This window comes from Actinocorallia herbida, from assembly GCF_003751225.1.
GTDB lineage: Bacteria > Actinomycetota > Actinomycetes > Streptosporangiales > Streptosporangiaceae > Actinocorallia > Actinocorallia herbida.
This window is the reverse complement of sequence record NZ_RJKE01000001.1, coordinates 1,076,643-1,092,002: the sequence shown is the minus strand read 5'-3', so window position 1 is coordinate 1,092,002 and position 15,360 is coordinate 1,076,643. Positions and strand designations below refer to the sequence as shown.

At 71.5% G+C, this 15,360-nt stretch carries 13 protein-coding genes; 6 read left to right on the top strand and 7 right to left on the bottom strand.

Annotated features, from left to right (window positions below):
* Window positions 1–10: 10 nt before the first annotated feature.
* From EDD29_RS05275 to EDD29_RS05255, 5 genes are all read left to right on the top strand, one after another.
* On the top strand, window positions 11–538 hold the full coding sequence (locus EDD29_RS05275) for a GNAT family N-acetyltransferase (RefSeq protein ID WP_123662830.1): 528 nt from the start codon (window positions 11–13) through the stop codon (window positions 536–538).
* Between the two features lie 208 nt (window positions 539–746).
* Window positions 747–1,664, top strand: coding sequence for a 4-hydroxy-tetrahydrodipicolinate synthase (gene dapA, locus EDD29_RS05270; protein WP_123662828.1), 918 nt, complete (start codon window positions 747–749; stop codon window positions 1,662–1,664).
* A 25-nt stretch (window positions 1,665–1,689) separates the two neighbouring features.
* The gene (locus tag EDD29_RS05265) at window positions 1,690–3,378 is read left to right on the top strand and encodes a ribonuclease J (RefSeq protein WP_123662826.1); all 1,689 of its coding nucleotides are present in this window, start codon (window positions 1,690–1,692) and stop codon (window positions 3,376–3,378) included.
* 112 nt (window positions 3,379–3,490) lie between these two features.
* Window positions 3,491–5,143 carry a serine/threonine-protein kinase gene (locus EDD29_RS46195; protein WP_211359562.1) on the top strand — a complete coding sequence of 551 codons (1,653 nt, stop codon included), beginning with the start codon at window positions 3,491–3,493 and terminating at the stop codon, window positions 5,141–5,143.
* Between the two features lie 164 nt (window positions 5,144–5,307).
* On the top strand, window positions 5,308–6,900 hold the full coding sequence (locus EDD29_RS05255; RefSeq protein ID WP_170201299.1) for a serine/threonine-protein kinase: 1,593 nt from the start codon (window positions 5,308–5,310) through the stop codon (window positions 6,898–6,900).
* On the opposite strand, the gene EDD29_RS05250 is transcribed toward EDD29_RS05255, so the two are convergent.
* Window positions 6,890–7,549, bottom strand: a complete 660-nt coding sequence (locus tag EDD29_RS05250) for a uracil-DNA glycosylase (protein ID WP_123662822.1) — start codon at window positions 7,547–7,549, stop codon at window positions 6,890–6,892. The two genes, EDD29_RS05255 and EDD29_RS05250, sit on opposite strands and share 11 nt — an antisense overlap.
* A 98-nt stretch (window positions 7,550–7,647) precedes the next feature.
* Between EDD29_RS05250 and modA the strand changes: the two genes are divergently transcribed.
* A complete protein-coding gene (modA, locus tag EDD29_RS05245; RefSeq protein ID WP_170201298.1) occupies window positions 7,648–8,370 on the top strand; it encodes a molybdate ABC transporter substrate-binding protein in 723 nt (240 codons plus the stop codon).
* Window positions 8,371–8,388: 18 nt separating this feature from the next.
* Here the strand turns inward: modA and EDD29_RS05240 are convergent, their stop codons facing one another.
* The 6 genes from EDD29_RS05240 to EDD29_RS05215 all read right to left on the bottom strand — a co-directional run bounded on the left by EDD29_RS05240 (window position 8,389) and on the right by EDD29_RS05215 (window position 15,258).
* Complete coding sequence (locus EDD29_RS05240) at window positions 8,389–8,976, bottom strand: transglutaminase-like domain-containing protein (RefSeq protein ID WP_170201297.1); 588 nt, start codon at window positions 8,974–8,976, stop codon at window positions 8,389–8,391.
* Entirely contained in the window at window positions 8,973–9,713 is a 741-nt protein-coding gene (gene dapB / locus EDD29_RS05235) for a 4-hydroxy-tetrahydrodipicolinate reductase (protein ID WP_123662818.1), read from the bottom strand. The genes EDD29_RS05240 and dapB overlap by 4 nt, the downstream gene beginning before the upstream one ends.
* Before the next feature lie 96 nt (window positions 9,714–9,809).
* The gene (locus EDD29_RS05230; protein WP_123662816.1) at window positions 9,810–11,138 is read right to left on the bottom strand and encodes a M16 family metallopeptidase; all 1,329 of its coding nucleotides are present in this window, start codon (window positions 11,136–11,138) and stop codon (window positions 9,810–9,812) included.
* 127 nt (window positions 11,139–11,265) lie between these two features.
* Window positions 11,266–13,596 carry a polyribonucleotide nucleotidyltransferase gene (locus tag EDD29_RS05225; protein ID WP_123670285.1) on the bottom strand — a complete coding sequence of 777 codons (2,331 nt, stop codon included), beginning with the start codon at window positions 13,594–13,596 and terminating at the stop codon, window positions 11,266–11,268.
* A 239-nt stretch (window positions 13,597–13,835) separates the two neighbouring features.
* Window positions 13,836–14,105 (bottom strand): 30S ribosomal protein S15, encoded by a 270-nt coding sequence (rpsO, locus tag EDD29_RS05220; protein WP_123662814.1) that lies wholly within the window; start codon window positions 14,103–14,105, stop codon window positions 13,836–13,838.
* A gap of 211 nt (window positions 14,106–14,316) precedes the next feature.
* Window positions 14,317–15,258: a bifunctional riboflavin kinase/FAD synthetase gene (locus EDD29_RS05215; RefSeq protein ID WP_123662811.1), complete on the bottom strand. Its 942-nt coding sequence runs from the start codon at window positions 15,256–15,258 to the stop codon at window positions 14,317–14,319.
* Window positions 15,259–15,360: the final 102 nt, after the last annotated feature.

Sequence of the window (15,360 nt, the reverse complement as noted above, 5' to 3'; positions counted from 1 at the left end):
GTGACCGCCCATGACGGACGTCGGAGTCAGGGACGCAAGGCTCGGTGACACCCCCGCGGTGGCCGAGATCCAGGTGAGGGCCTGGCAGGCCGCCTACCGGGGCTTCATGCCCGCGGAGCCGCTGGCGGAGATGACCGCGTCGGCCGAGCCGTGGCGCGCGCGATGGGCCGAGGCGGTGACCGCGCCGCCCTCCGGAAGGCACCGGGTGCTCACCGCGGTCGCCGACGGGGTAGTGGTCGGCTTCGCCGCCTTCGCTCCGGCCGAGGACCCCGACCAGGACGCCGACGCCGCCGAGCTGATCACCGTCGCGGTCGATCCGGCGCGCGTCCGCGAGGGGCACGGCAGCCGCCTGCTGTCCGCGGTCGCCGACCAGCTGCGCGAACTGTCGTTCACGACCGCCGTGACCTGGGTCTTCGCCGCCGACGCGGGCCTGCGCGCCTTCCTGGAGCCCGCCGGATGGGCCCCCGACGGCGCCACCCGCACCCTCGACCTCGGCAGCCCCGTCGAGATGGTCCGGCTGCACACGTCACTCGTGTGACGGCCCGGAGAACACCGTTTCCTACCTGTGACCGAAGATCCGGCCGGATCGGCGTAACGCCCGATTCAGCAAGGGCGATAGCCGGGTAGACGCCGTCTTGATCCGCGTACCCCCGAGCGTGGATCAAGACGGCGTCTCCCTTTTCGGGAGGGCTCCGGCGACGGGCTCAGGCTCATTGTGGGGTGCGGCGCGGGGTACGGTTCGGTGCATGGCACCCAGCACAACACCCGACGCCCCGTTCGGCCGGATGCTCACCGCGATGATCACCCCGATGCACGCCGACGGCTCCGTGGACGCCGACGGCGCCGCCGAGCTCGCCGTCCGCCTGGTGGACGAGCGCCGCCACGACGGCCTGGTGATCAACGGAACCACCGGTGAGTCCCCCACCACCGACGACGCGGAGAAAGAGCGCGTCCTGCGCGCGGTCGTGGAGGCCGTCGGAGACCGGGCCTCCATCGTGTTCGGGGCCGGCAGCAACGACACCCGGCACAGCATCCATCTGGCGAAAATGGCCGAGGGGGCCGGCGCCGACGGACTGCTCACCGTATGTCCGTACTACAACAAGCCGCCGCAGGAGGGTATCTACCGTCACATGACGGCGATCGCCGACTCCACCGGCCTCCCCGTGATGCTCTATGACATCCCGGGCCGGGCGGGCGTGCCCATCGCGAGCGACACCCTGATCCGGCTGGCCGACCACGACCGGATCGTCGCGGTCAAGGACGCCAAGGCCGACCTCTTCGCCTCCTCCCAGGTGATGGCGGCCACCGACCTCGCCTACTACTCGGGCGACGACAACCTGAACCTCGCCTGGCTGTCCCAGGGGGCCGCCGGGTTCGTCAGCGTCGTGGGCCACGTGGCGGGCACCGAACTGCATGAGATGATTGACCTCTACAGGTCCGGTGACGTCACCGGGGCGCTGGCGATCCACCGCCGGCTGCTCCCCGTCGTCGCCGCGATCATGACCAGGACACAGGGGGTCATCGCGGTCAAGGCCGCGCTCGCCCTCCAGGGCTTGCCCAGCGGGACAGTGCGCGCCCCGCTGGTGGACGCGACGCCGGAGTTCACGGCGCAATTGCGCGAAGACTTGATCACAGGGGGTATCAAAGTGGAGGCCGCTGAGTGAGTTTTACCGTTACCGAGGGCGCCGTATGAGCCATCCGCATCCCGAACTGGGCCTGCCGCCCGCCCTTCCGCAGGGAGCCCTGCGGATCGTCGCGCTGGGCGGACTCGGTGAGATCGGCCGCAACATGGCCGTGTTCGAATACGACGGACGCCTGCTGATCGTCGACTGCGGCGTGCTCTTCCCGGAGGAAGAGCAGCCGGGAGTCGACCTGATCCTGCCGGACTTCGACTACATCCGGGACAGGCTCGACCTGATCGAGGCCGTGGTCCTCACGCACGGGCACGAGGACCACATCGGCGCGGTCCCCTACCTGCTGCGCGAGCGGCCCGACATCCCCCTCGTCGGCTCCCGGCTGACGCTGGCGCTGGTCGAGGCCAAGCTGGCGGAGCACCGGATCAAACCGCGGCTCCAGGTCGTCGCCGACGGCGAGCGCTGCTCGTTCGGACCGTTCGACTGCGAGTTCCTCGCGGTCAACCACTCCATCCCCGACGCGATGGCGGTGGGCGTCCGGACCCCGGCCGGGCTCGTGGTGCACACCGGCGACTTCAAGATGGACCAGCTCCCCCTCGACGGGCGGCTCACCGACCTCGGCACGTTCGCGCGCCTCGGGTCGGAGGGCATCGACCTGCTGATGTCGGACTCGACCAACGCCGAGGTCCCCGGGTTCGTCACCAGCGAGCGCGACATCTCCGGCGCGATCGACAACGTGTTCCGCACCGCGGAGGAGCGGATCATCGTCGCGTGCTTCGCCTCGCACGTGCACCGCGTCCAGCAGGTGCTGAACGCCGCGGTGAAGGCCGGGCGCAAGGTCGCCTTCGTGGGCCGCTCAATGGTCCGCAACATGGGCGTCGCCCGTGAGCTGGGCTACCTGGAGGTTCCCGAGGGCCTGCTGGTGGACCCGAAGGCGCTGGACGAGCTGCCGCCCGAGAAGATCGTGCTGGTCTGCACGGGTTCGCAGGGCGAGCCGATGTCGGCGCTGTCCCGGATGGCCAACCGCGACCACCACCAGATCCGGATCACCGAGCGCGACACCGTGATGCTCGCGTCGTCGCTGATCCCGGGCAACGAGAACTCGGTCAACCGGGTGATCAACGGCCTCACCCGGTGGGGCGCGCGGGTCGTGCACAAGGGCAACGCCCTCGTCCACGTCTCGGGCCACTCCTCGGCGGGCGAGCTGCTGTTCCTGCTCAACCTGACCAAGCCGTCGAACTTCATGCCGGTGCACGGCGAGTGGCGGCACCTGCGCGCCCACGCCAAGCTGGCGTCGCTGACCGGCGTGCCGGACGAGAACATCGTCATCGCCGAGGACGGCGTCGTCGTCGACCTCATCGACGGGCACGCGCAGATCACCGGCGCGGTCCCGGCCGGATACGTCTACGTGGACGGCTCCAGCGTCGGCGAGATCACCGAGACCTCCTTGAAGGACCGCCGCATACTGGGCGAAGAGGGTTTCGTCTCGGTCGTCGTGGTCGTCGACTCCTCCACCGGCAAGGTCATCGCCGGGCCGGAGATCCACGCCCGCGGCGCGGGCATCGGCGACCAGGACTTCCAGGAGGTCCTGAACCGCATCGACGCCGCCATCGCGGAGTCCGCGGCCGAGGGCGGCGCCGACGTGCACCAGCTCCGGCAGAAGATGCGCCGGACCGTCGGCAAGTGGGTGAGCGAGTCCTACCGCCGCCGCCCGATGATCGTCCCGGTCGTCATCGAGGCCTGATCCACGGTCTTTCCGGCGTCCCTCGGGACGCCGGAAAGACCGCACCTCCGGATATTTCGACTAAAGGGGTTTTAACCGCCTAATCGCCGCTTGGTGTTCTATCTTCTGGATCATGACTGAACCCCTCAGGGCGGGCGATCCGGAGTCGCTCGGTCCCTATGTGCTCGTCGGGCGGCTGGGCAGTGGCGGAATGGGCACCGTCTTCCTGGCCGACTCCCCGGACGGGGCGAAGGTCGCCGTCAAGGTGATCAACGCGCCACTGGCCGAGGACACCGCATTCCACGCACGATTCCGCCGCGAGGTCGATACGGCCCGGCGGGTCCGCCGCTTCTGCACCGCCCCCGTCCTGGACGCCGCGGTCGACGAGGCGCCCTTCTACATCGTCACCGAATACGTCGCCGGTCCCTCGCTGGATGAGGCGATCCGGCGGGACGGGCCCCTGCGCGGGGCCGATCTGGAAGGGCTCGCCGTCGGCATCGCCACGGCCCTTTCCGCCATCCATGACGCAGACCTCGTGCACCGCGACCTCAAACCCGCCAACGTCCTGCTGTCCGCGGTCGGGCCCCGCGTCATCGACTTCGGCATCGCCCGCGCCGCCGACACCGGCACCGGCGTCACGCACACCGGCCAGCTCATCGGGACCCCCGCCTACATGGCCCCCGAACTCATCACCGGCGGCTCCATCGGACCGGCGTCCGATGTCTTCTCCTGGGCCTGCACGGTCGCCTTCGCCGCCACCGGGGCCGGCCCCTTCGACGGCGACAGCGTCCCGCAGGTCCTCTACCGGGTCGTCAACGAGCCGCCCCGGCTGGACGGGCTCGACCCCGCCCTCACCGACCTGCTCGTGCGCGCTCTCGACAAGGACCCCGCCCGCCGCCCGACCGTGCCCGCCCTGCTGACCGCGCTCACCGGCCGGGCCGAGCCCCCCGAGCAGCCGCCCGCGGTCGCCGTCCCCTCCTTCGCCCGGCCCGCCGGGGGCGGAACCCTCCCGCCCGGCCCCTCGACGGAGGAGGCCGCCGGGCACCCGGAGCCGAGCCGGCCGTCCCCGCAGCCCGCCCCGGCGCCGCAGCCGTTCGCGCAGCAGATCCCCGTGGGAGGGCCCACGCCCGTCCCCGCGCCCTATCCGCACGCTCAGGGCCTGGGGCCGCAGCCCGTCACCCAGCCGCCCTATCCTCCCGCGGCGCCTTGGACGGTGCCCCCGGCCGCCAGGAAGAGCGGGCCGGGGGCCCTGGTCCTCGGCGCGCTCGCCGGGGTCGCGGTGGTCGCCCTCGTGGCGGCCGGAGCCTTCGCGCTGAGCCGGGCCGGCGACGACACCACGGCAGAACGGCCGCCCGTGGCGATCTCCGCCGCCGGGAACGGCACGACGGACGGCGCCGCGCCGACCCCGGGCGCCACCCCGGAGGAGGAGCAGGAGGAGCAGGAGGAGGCCGCGGGCGCCGTGGACGCCTCCGGTGACGTGCCCGAGGCGTTCCTGGGCACCTGGCAGGGCATGATCACCGAGGCTGACGGGAGCACCCACCTGTCCTCCGTGGAGATAACCGGCGGCCTCACCGGCGGGACCGTCGGCCGCGGCTTCATCGCCAAGTACGACTGCGACACGACCTACACCCTGGTCAGCGCCTCGGCGCAGACCCTGGAGCTGGTCCAGCGCAGCGAATCGGGCCTGTGCGCCGGGTCGCTCACGCTCGTCGTCAAGCTCACCGACGAGGGCCTGGTGGTCATGGACCAGCTCGGGAACGTCTACGGCACCCTGATCAAGGCGTGATCCCGATCGCCAGGTGATCTCCGGCCGGGGGAGGCCGCGCTTCCTTCTCCCGGCCGCGGACGGGCTTCGGTCGTCCCCGAAGACCGATGTGGCTTCGCCCACACCGCGACGTCGGCCGAGAACAGGTCCGCTTTGCGCCGGGCTCGCTGGGTAAAGGTCCGGTCATGAACGCGTCCCTCCGGCCGGAAGATCCGGCGACCGTCGGGCCCTACCGCCTGACCGGCAGGCTGGGGGCCGGCGGCATGGGCACGGTGTTCCTCGGCGCCGACGGCGACGGGCGGCCCGTCGCGGTGAAGGTGATCAACCCGGACGCGGCGGGCGACCCGCAGTTCCAGACGCGGTTCCGCCGCGAGGTCGAGGCCGCGCGGCTCGTCCGCCGCTTCTGCACCGCGCCCGTCCTGGACGCCTCGGTCGAGTCCGCGCCCTTCTACATCGTCACCGAGCATGTGGCGGGCCCGACGCTGGAGGAGGCGGTCGGCCGGAACGGAGCCCTGCCCGGGGCCGACCTCGAGGCGCTGGCGGTGGGGACCGCGACGGCCCTCGCGGCGATCCACGACGCGGGGCTGGTCCACCGCGACCTCAAGCCCTCCAACGTGCTGCTGTCGGCGTTCGGGCCCCGCGTCATCGACTTCGGCATCGCCCGCGCGCTGGACTCCGGCGGAGGCGTCACCCGGGCGGGGCAGCTCATCGGCACGCCGTCCTACATGGCGCCCGAGATCGTCAAAGGCGGCGAGCCGTCGGCGGCGTCCGACGTCTTCTCCTGGGGCTGCGTCATCGCGTTCGCCGGCACCGGCCGCGGCCCGTTCGAGGGCGGCACCATGCCGGAGATCCTCTACCGGATCGCGCACGACCCTCCCCGGCTCACCGGCCTGGACCGCGCCCTGCTGCCGTTGGTCTCCCGGGCCCTGGACAAGGATCCGCGCCGCCGCCCGACGACCGCGGACCTGCTGGCGGCGTTCACCGGCGTGCCCGATTCCTCCGCCAACACGATCGCCTCCATCGAGGCGATCCCCGCGCCCGCCCCCGAGGCTCCCGCGCCGCCGCGCGGCACCGCCCCGGCCAAGCGCGGCGTCGACGGATCGCCCTTCGTCGCGGTCGTCCCGGAGGAGGGCGACGCGCCCCTGATCGGGCCGCTCCCGGCGTCCCCCTCGACTCCTCCCGCGCCGACGGTGTCCCCCGCCCGCGCGAAGGACGACGAGCCGACCGGACCCGGGGCCGCCGACCCCGTCCGCCCCGATCCCGTGGCCGCCTCCGCCGAGTCCGAGGTCTCCCTCGGCGGGACGGTCCAGGCCCGGATCGGGCTGCGCACCGGGATGGTCGTCGGGGTGGTCGCCGGGCTCCTGATCGTCCCCCTGCTCGCCGTGCTGCTGTGGGCGCTCACCGACGGCGCGGACGCCGACGGCGGAACCACCGCGCCCCAGGCGAAGAGCCCGCTGTCGGTGCCCGAGGGCTTCCTGGGCACCTGGCAGGGGCGGGTCGTGCGGGCCGGGGACAAGGGCGCCGGGCAGAAGCTGACGATCACGCTCACCGGTGGAGGGCTCGGCGACAAGGTGGGCACCAGCGAGCACGCCGGGCCCGCCTGCACCAAGGACCTCACCCTCACCGAGGCCGACGCCGTGCAGATCCTCGTCCTGGAGAGCGGGAGCGGAGCCGGCTGCGCGGGCGCGGTTCCGGTCACCCTGTCGCTCACCGGATCCGAACTGGTCTACGGCCTCAACGACGGCGCGGCCACCGCGGTGGGCACGCTCACCAGGTGATCTCCGGCTGGCCGGAGTCGGCGAGCGCCTTGTTGGCCTTGCTGAACGGCTGGGTGCCGAAGAAGGTGCGGGCGCTGAGCGGGCTCGGGTGGGCGGACTCGTGCACGAAGTGCTGCGGGTTCGTCACCAGGGCGGCCTTCTTGCGGGCGTAGGCGCCCCACAGGATGAACACGACGCGCTCGGACTTGGCGTTCAGGGCGCGGATCGCGGCGTCGGTGAACTCCTCCCAGCCCTTCTTGGCGTGCGAGCCCGCCTCGCTCGCCCGGACCGTCAGAACCGCGTTGAGCAGCAGGACGCCCTGGTCGGCCCAGCGGGTGAGATCGCCGCTCGCGGCCGGCGCGACGCCGAGGTCGGTGGCCAGCTCCTTGTAGATGTTGCGCAGCGACGGGGGCAGCTTCACGCCTTCGCGGACGCTGAAGCTGAGCCCGTGCGCCTGGCCTGGGCCGTGGTAGGGGTCCTGGCCGAGGATGAGCACCCGCGCGTCGGCGAGCGTGGTGTGCCGGAAGGCGTTGAGGAGGTCTTCGCGCGGCGGGTAGACGGTGCCCGCGGTGTACTCGCCCTCGACGAAGGAGCCCAGGGCGGCGGTGGCGAGGGGATCGAGGTCCATGGCGTCGCGCCAGTCCCCCGGAAGCTGCTCGATCAAGTCCATGCGCCGACCCTAGCCACCCCCACCGACAGAACGCGGCCTTACGGCGTATCTGGGGCTACCGGACGCCGGGCGCACTTGATCCCGTTATCGTCATGCCCATGCGTGCCCTGGTGATCGCCCTCGTGCTGCTCGCGTCCACCGGGTGCGCCGCAGGTTCCGACGGCCCGGTGACCCTGCGGATGCTCGCGGGCTCCTCGATGACCGAGGTCCTGTCCGACCTCACCGCCGTCTATCACCAGCATGTCCCGCATGTCCGCTTCCGACTTGAATTCCGCGGCGCCCAGGAACTGCCCGACGAGGTCGACCGGGCCGACGTCGTCGCGGCGGGCGACGTCGGCGCGCTGGACGACATCCGCGACGACCTCGGCACCCCGTACGTCGTCGCCGCGGACTCCCTGACCATCGCGGTCGCCCCCGGCAACCCGCTCGGCCTCACCGGTGTCCGGTCACTGGAGCGCAAGAAGCTGCGGATCGTGCTCGGCACCTCGGTGGGGCCGCTCGGCCGCTACTCCCAGCAGGTCCTCACCAAGGCCGGGGTGCCCCTGGCGCTGAAGTCCGAGGAGGTCGACTCCCGGGACGTGCTCGACCTCGTCAGGTCGGGCCGGGCCGACGCGGGGCTGGTCTACCTCACCGACATGAAGACCGCCGGGGCGGCGGCGAGCAGCGTCGCCATCCCGGCGGTCTTCAACGTCAAGGCCGAGTTCCCCGTCGCTCCCGTCGCCGAGTCCGACCACCTGCCGGAGGCCACGGCCTTCGTCGAGTGGCTCGCCGGCGACGAGGCGCGGGCGCTGTTCCACAAGTACGGCTTCCAGGCCCCGTAAAGCCCGGTGGGCCGATCGTCAGTCGAGGTCGGAAGGCAGGCCGCCCGTGGCCAGCGAAGGGCAGTCCTCGGCTTCCTGGAGCGCCCTCAGCACCGTGGGGTGCGGCTGCGCGTAGACCTCGGGGTAGGTCTTCTCCCCCGCGGCCTCGTCGGGCCGGTAGGCGAGGATGTCCTCCTCCGCCGAGAACCACGTGCGCAGGCCGGGCCGGTCGCCGCGCGGATCCAGCCGGATCCAGCGCCCGTCGAGTTCCGCCGCGACGATCCCGTGCAGCACGAAGCCGCCCCGGTCGTCCGAGAGCCGCTGGTAGCCGAAGCCCGAAGGGATGCCCGCGAGCCGCAGCAGCGCCACGTACAGGTGGTCCTTGGCGTAGCAGAACCCCGTGCCCTGGGCCAGGACGTCGGAGGCCCGCCAGGGCACCCTGACGTCCCCCGCGTCGACGGAGTGCGTGATCTCGTCCCGGACGAAGTCGAAGGCCGCCTGCGCGTAGGCGAGGTCCCCGTCGGGGAACCGCGACGAGAGCGCCTGGATCGCCGGGTGCTCGAAATCGACCACGTCGGAGGCGCCCAGGAAGTCCCAGGGCTCCCCGACGAACACCGGGGAGGTCACAGGCCCAGGAGGGGTTCGAGGCCGACGGTGAGCGCGTCGGGCAGGTCGGCGACCTTGCGGACGCCCAACAGGACGCCCGGCATGAACGACTCGCGGTTCATCGAGTCGTGCCGCAGCGTGAAGATCTCGCCGTGCCCGCCGAGCAGGACCTCCTGGTGGGCCACCAGCCCGGACAGGCGCACCGAGTGGATGCGCACGTCCTCGACGCTGGCGCCGCGCGCCCCGTCGATCTCCTCGGTGGTGGCGTCCGGCATCGCGACGCAGCCCGCCTCGCGGCGCGCCTCGGCGATGAGCTCGGCGGTCCGGTAGGCGGTGCCGCTGGGCGCGTCGATCTTGTTCGGATGGTGCAGTTCGACCACCTCGACGGACTCGAAGAACGGCGCGGCCTTGCGCGCGAAGGCCATCATCAGCACCGCGCCGACCCCGAAGTTGGGGGCGATCAGCACCTTGGCGCCGGGCTTGGCCGCCTGCCAGCCGCGGATCCGCTCGACCCGCTCGGGCTCGAAGCCGCTGGTGCCGACGACGGCGTGGATGCCGTGCCCGATCAGGTACTCCAGGTTGCCCATCACGACGCCCGGGTGGGTGAAGTCCACGACCACCTCGGCGCCCTGGAGCGCGTCCAGCGACTCGCCCTGGTCCACCGCCGCGACGAGCTCCATGTCCGCCGCGCCCTCGACCGCCCGGACGACCTCGGCGCCCATCCTGCCGCGTCCGCCCAGCACTCCGACCTTGATCATGGAACCCTCCGAGCCTTTACAAATCTCGCAAAAAGTGCACACTTACTACGAGCGGGAACCGGGTCAACGCGCCGACCCGGCTCCCGCACTCTCCCGTCAGACGGGGAACTCCCTGCCCTCGAACGGGCCGATCACCGTCAGGGTCGGGCGCTGGTCCAGCAGCTCGGCCGCCAGGGCGTTGACCTCGTCCAGGGTGACCGCGTCGATGCGCGACAGCATCTCGTCCACCGACATCAGCCTGTCGTACACCAGCTCGGCCTTGCCGATCCGGCTCATCCGCGACCCCGTGTCCTCCAGGCCCAGCACCGTCGAGCCGCGCAGCTGACCCTTGCCGCGCGCGAGCTCCTCCGCCGTCAGGCCGCCCGAGGCGGCCTTGGCGAGCTCCTCCCGGCAGATCTTCAGCACCTCGTCGACCTTGGCGGGCTGGCAGCCCGCGTACAGGCCGAACGAGCCGGTGTCGGCGTGCTGGGAGGTGTAGCTGTAGACCGAGTAGGCCAGGCCCCTCTTCTCCCTGACCTCCTGGAAGATCCGCGAGGACATCCCGCCGCCGAACGCCGCGTTCAGCACGCCGAGCGCGAACCGCCGCTCGTCGGTGCGGGCCAGCGCCGGGACGCCGAGGACCAGATGGGCCTGCTCGGTGTCGTCCACGATCAGGCGGGTGCCGCCGCCCAGCGTCGGGGTCGGCTCACCGCCGATCCGCGCCGGGGTCGGCTGGTCCGACCCGCTGAGGCGGCCCGCGAAGGCCTTCTCCACCAGCGCGACGACCTTGGCGTGGTCGACGTTGCCGGCGACCGCGACGACGAGGTTCGGCGCGTTGTAGTGCGAGTGGTAGTACCGCGCGATGCCGTCCCGCTGGAGCGCGTTGATCGTCTCCACGGTGCCGAGGATCGGCCGGCCCAGCGGCGCGTCGCCGTACAGGGCGATGGAGAACTCGTCGTGGATGAGGTCCGACGGGTCGTCGTCCCGCATCGAGATCTCTTCGAGGATGACCCCGCGCTCGGCCTCCACGTCGGCCTCTTCGATGAGCGAGGAGGTCAGCATGTCCGACACCACGTCCACCGCGAGAGGCAGGTCGGAGTCCAGCACCCGCGCGTAGTAGCAGGTGTACTCCTTGGCGGTGAACGCGTTGAGGTCGCCGCCGACCGCGTCCATCGTGGCGGAGATCTCCAGCGCCGACCGGCGGGAGGTCCCCTTGAACAGCAGGTGCTCGAGGTAGTGGGTGGCGCCCGCGTCGGCGAGGTCCTCGTCGCGCGAGCCGATCCCGGCCCAGATTCCGAACGCCACCGACCGGACCGTCGGCATGGTCTCGGTGACGACCCGCAGGCCGCCGGGCAGCACGGTCCGCTGGACCACGCCGACCCCGTCGGCGCCGGGGTGAAGGATGACGGTGCTGCCGGGCTCCTGCTCGACGGCTGAGATGCTCAACTCTGTTCTCTTTCCGTTCGCCGGATGCGGTGGCCGCGTCGGCGGCCGGGGGGCCAAGCGCGAACCGACCGGTCCGCCGTGGGGCGGAACCGGCCGGTCAGCTGAGGCATGTGCCCGTAAGGCGGGATCAGGAGTTGCGGTCGCGCTCGCCGCCGCGGTCGCCGCCCCGGTCCGAGGCCGGACGACGGGTGCGGGTGCGGCGCGGCGGACGGGAGTCCCCGCCCTCGGCCGACTCGCCCGCGGCCTGCTCGGCGGCCGGCGCGTCACCGGACGCCGCGCCCGCGGCCTCCTTCTCGATGACCTCGACCGGGACCAGCGACAGCTTGCCGCGTGGGTCGATCTCGGTGACCTCGACCTGGATCTTCTCGCCGACCTTGATGAAGTCCTCGACGTTCTCGATCCGGACGCCGCCGTGCAGCTTGCGCAGCTGGGAGACGTGCAGCAGGCCGTCCTTGCCCGGCATGAGGGAGACGAACGCGCCGAAGGTGGTGGTCTTGACGACCGTGCCCAGGTAGCGCTCGCCGATCTCCGGCATGTGCGGGTTGGCGATCGAGTTGATCGCCTGGCGCGCGGCCTCGGCGGAGGGGCCGTTCGTCGCGCCGACGTAGATGGTGCCGTCGTCCTCGATGGTGATCTCGGCACCGGTGTCCGCCTGGATCGAGTTGATCATCTTGCCCTTCGGGCCGATGACCTCGCCGATCTTGTCCACGGGCACCTTGATGGTGATGATCCGCGGCGCGTACTCGCTCATCTCGGCGGTGCCCTCGATCGCGTCCTCCATGACGTCGAGGATCGCGAGGCGGGCGCCCCGGGCCTGGCGCAGCGCGGCGGCCAGAACCTCGGCGGGGATGCCGTCGAGCTTGGTGTCGAGCTGGAGCGCGGTGATGAGCTCCTTGGTACCGGCGACCTTGAAGTCCATGTCGCCGAACGCGTCCTCGGCGCCGAGGATGTCGGTCAGGGTGACGTACTCGCCGCCCTCGTGGATGAGGCCCATCGCGATGCCCGCGACCGGCGCCTTCAGCGGCACGCCCGCGTCCAGCAGCGACATCGTGGACGCGCAGACCGAGCCCATCGAGGTCGAGCCGTTCGAGCCCAGCGCCTCCGACACCTGGCGGATCGCGTAGGGGAACTCCTCGCGGGTCGGCAGCACCGGCAGCAGGGCCCGCTCGGCGAGCGCGCCGTGGCCGATCTCGCGACGCTTGGGCGAGCCCACGCGGCCGGTCTCACCGACCGAGTACGGCGGGAAGTTGTAGTTGTGCATGTAGCGCTTGGTGCGCTCGGGGTTGAGCGTGTCGATCGTCTGCTCCATGCGGAGCATGTTCAGCGTGGTCACGCCCAGGATCTGGGTCTCGCCGCGCTCGAACAGCGCCGAGCCGTGCACGCGCGGGACCACGTGGGCCTCGGCGGACAGCTGGCGGATGTCCTTGACGCCGCGGCCGTCGATGCGGACGCCCTCGCTGATGATGCGCTCGCGGATCAGCTTCTTGGTGAGCGAGCGGATCGCGGCGGGGATCTCCTTCTCGCGGCCCTCGAAACGCTCGGCGAGCTTCTCGACGGCGACGGCCTGGATCTCCGCGAGGCGCTCTTCGCGCTCCTGCTTGCCCGCGATGGTCAGCGCCTGGGCGAGGTCGGCGGAGACCTCGGCGGTGACGGCCTCGAGCGCGTCGGCCTCGTAGTCGAGGAAGACGGGGTACTCGGCGGTCTCCTTGGCGGCGATCTCGGCCAGCTCGACCTGGGCCCGGCACAGCTCCTTGATGAAGGGCTTGGCGGCCTCGAGGCCCTGGGCGACGGTCTCCTCCGTCGGGCCCACGGCGCCTTCGGCGACCAGGTTCAGGGTGCCGGTGGTGGACTCGGCCTCGACCATCATGATCGCGACGTCGCCGTCGGCCAGGGTGCGGCCGGCGACCACCATGTCGAAGGTGGCGCGCTCCAGCTCGGGGTGGGTCGGGAACGCGACCCACTGGCCGTCGATCAGCGCGACGCGGACGCCGCCGATCGGGCCGGAGAAGGGCAGCCCCGCGAGCTGGGTGGACATCGACGCGGCGTTGATCGCGGCGACGTCGTACAGGTGCTCGGGGTTGAGCGCCATGACCGTGACGACGACCTGGATCTCGTTGCGCAGTCCCTTGACGAAGGACGGGCGCAGCGGGCGGTCGATGAGGCGGCACGTGAGGACGGCGTCCTCGGACGGGCGGCCCTCACGGCGGAAGAACGAGCCGGGGATCCGGCCCGCGGCGTACATGCGCTCCTCGACGTCCACCGTCAGGGGGAAGAAGTCGAGGTTGTCCTTCGGCCGCTTGGAGGCGGACGTGGCGGACAGGACCATGGTGTCGTCGTCCAGGTAGACGACGGCGGAGCCGCCGGCCTGGCGCGCGAGACGGCCGGTCTCGAAACGCAGCTTGCGGACGCCGAAGGAACCGTTGTCGATCACGGCTTCGGAGCTGTGCGCTCCGTCGATGCGTACGGCATCTGACACGGGAAACCTCCTGGTTTCGTCGTTCCCCGCTCCACGTCTCCTCGCCCGAGATTCCCTGCCGGTCTTCGATCGAAGCCCGCGGATCACATGAATCCGATGGCCACTACCGAGGACCGGCCCTCGAATGCGTCGGAAGAACGTTCGCGGGCTTGCTTGTTCTTTACTTGTGGCGTTCTAGCAGGAAGGGAGTGACCCGCGGGGCGGGTCACTCCCTCCTGGCACTAGCGGCGCAGACCGAGGCGCTCGATCAGCGCGCGGTAGCGGCTGATGTCCTTGTTCTGCAGGTACTTGAGCAGCCGGCGGCGGCGGCCGACCAGCAGCAGCAGCCCGCGGCGGCTGTGGTGGTCGTGCTTGTGCGCCTTGAGGTGCTCGGTCAGGTCGTTGATCCGCCGGGTCAGCAGCGCGACCTGGACCTCCGGCGATCCGGTGTCACCCTCAACGGTCGCATATTCGGCGATGATCTGGTTCTTGACGGCGGTGTCCAGGGACACGTGACTCCTTAGATGTGCTCGACACCCGCAGCCTCTACCCGAAGGCCCCCGCAAGGACCCGGGTCGGCCGCAGTGTGCGTTCTCTATGAGGCCCGCCGCTATGAGGGCGCAGCGGGCAGCGCCGGGACCGCGGTCCCGGTGACTACTTACCGTATCACGGCGATCCGGGGGTGGATGACCCCCGACTTCTCGGCGCCGCGACGGCCCGGCCTCAGCCGGAGGTCGCCTCGCGGGCGACCTCTACGTCGTGGTTCATCTCCTCGATGAGGTCCTCGATCGAGTCGAACTTGAGCATGCCGCGGATCCGCGCCGTGAAGTCCACCGCGACGTGCTCGCCGTAGAGGTCGAGATCGTCACGGTCCAGCGCGTACGCCTCGACGGTCCGGGCGACGCCCTCGAACGTCGGGTTCGTGCCGATCGAGATCGCCGCGGGCCAGCGGGCGTCCGGGTAGCGCTCGGAGTCGCAGACCAGGAAGCCCGCGTACACGCCGTCCGCCGGGATCGCGGTGTGCGGCACCGACTCGACGTTCGCGGTCGGGAAGCCGAGCCCGCGGCCCCTCTGGTGGCCGCGCACCACGACGCCTTCCACCCGGTGCGGGCGGCCCAGCTCGTGCGCGGCGTCCTCGACGCGTCCGTCGGCCAGCGCGGCCCGGATCGCGGTGGAGGAGATCGTGTCCCCATCAGCCAGCAAAGGAACGCCCTCCGCCTCGAAATCGTATTTTTCGCCCAGCTCACGCAGGAGCGGGACGTCTCCCTTGGCCTTGTGGCCGAACCTGAAGTCCTCGCCCACGATCACCCGGGCCGCGTGCAGCCGGTCGACCAGGACGGACTGGACGAACTCGTCGGGGCCCATCCGGGACAGCTCCAGGGTGAACGGGAGCACCATGACCGCGTCCACGCCCAGGTCGCCGAGCAGCGCGGCCCGGCGGGTGCCCGACGCCAGCAGCGGCGGATGGCTGCCGGGGCGCACGACCTCGTCGGGATGGGGATCGAAGGTGATCACCACACTGGGCAGGCCGAGCTCCGCGGCGAGCCGCGCCGCCCGTCCGACGACCGCCTGGTGTCCCCGGTGGACGCCGTCGAACACCCCGATGGTGACGACCGATCTGCCCCAGTCACGGGGGACCTCGTCAAGGCCGTACCAGCGCCGCACCTGCTCGCTCCCTCAGTCTGTTGAGCCCGTTCACCGGACAAGCCTGCCATGGGCCGCCCGGCGGCCTGCACCCCGCACCCCCTGTCCCGAGACTCTACCGAC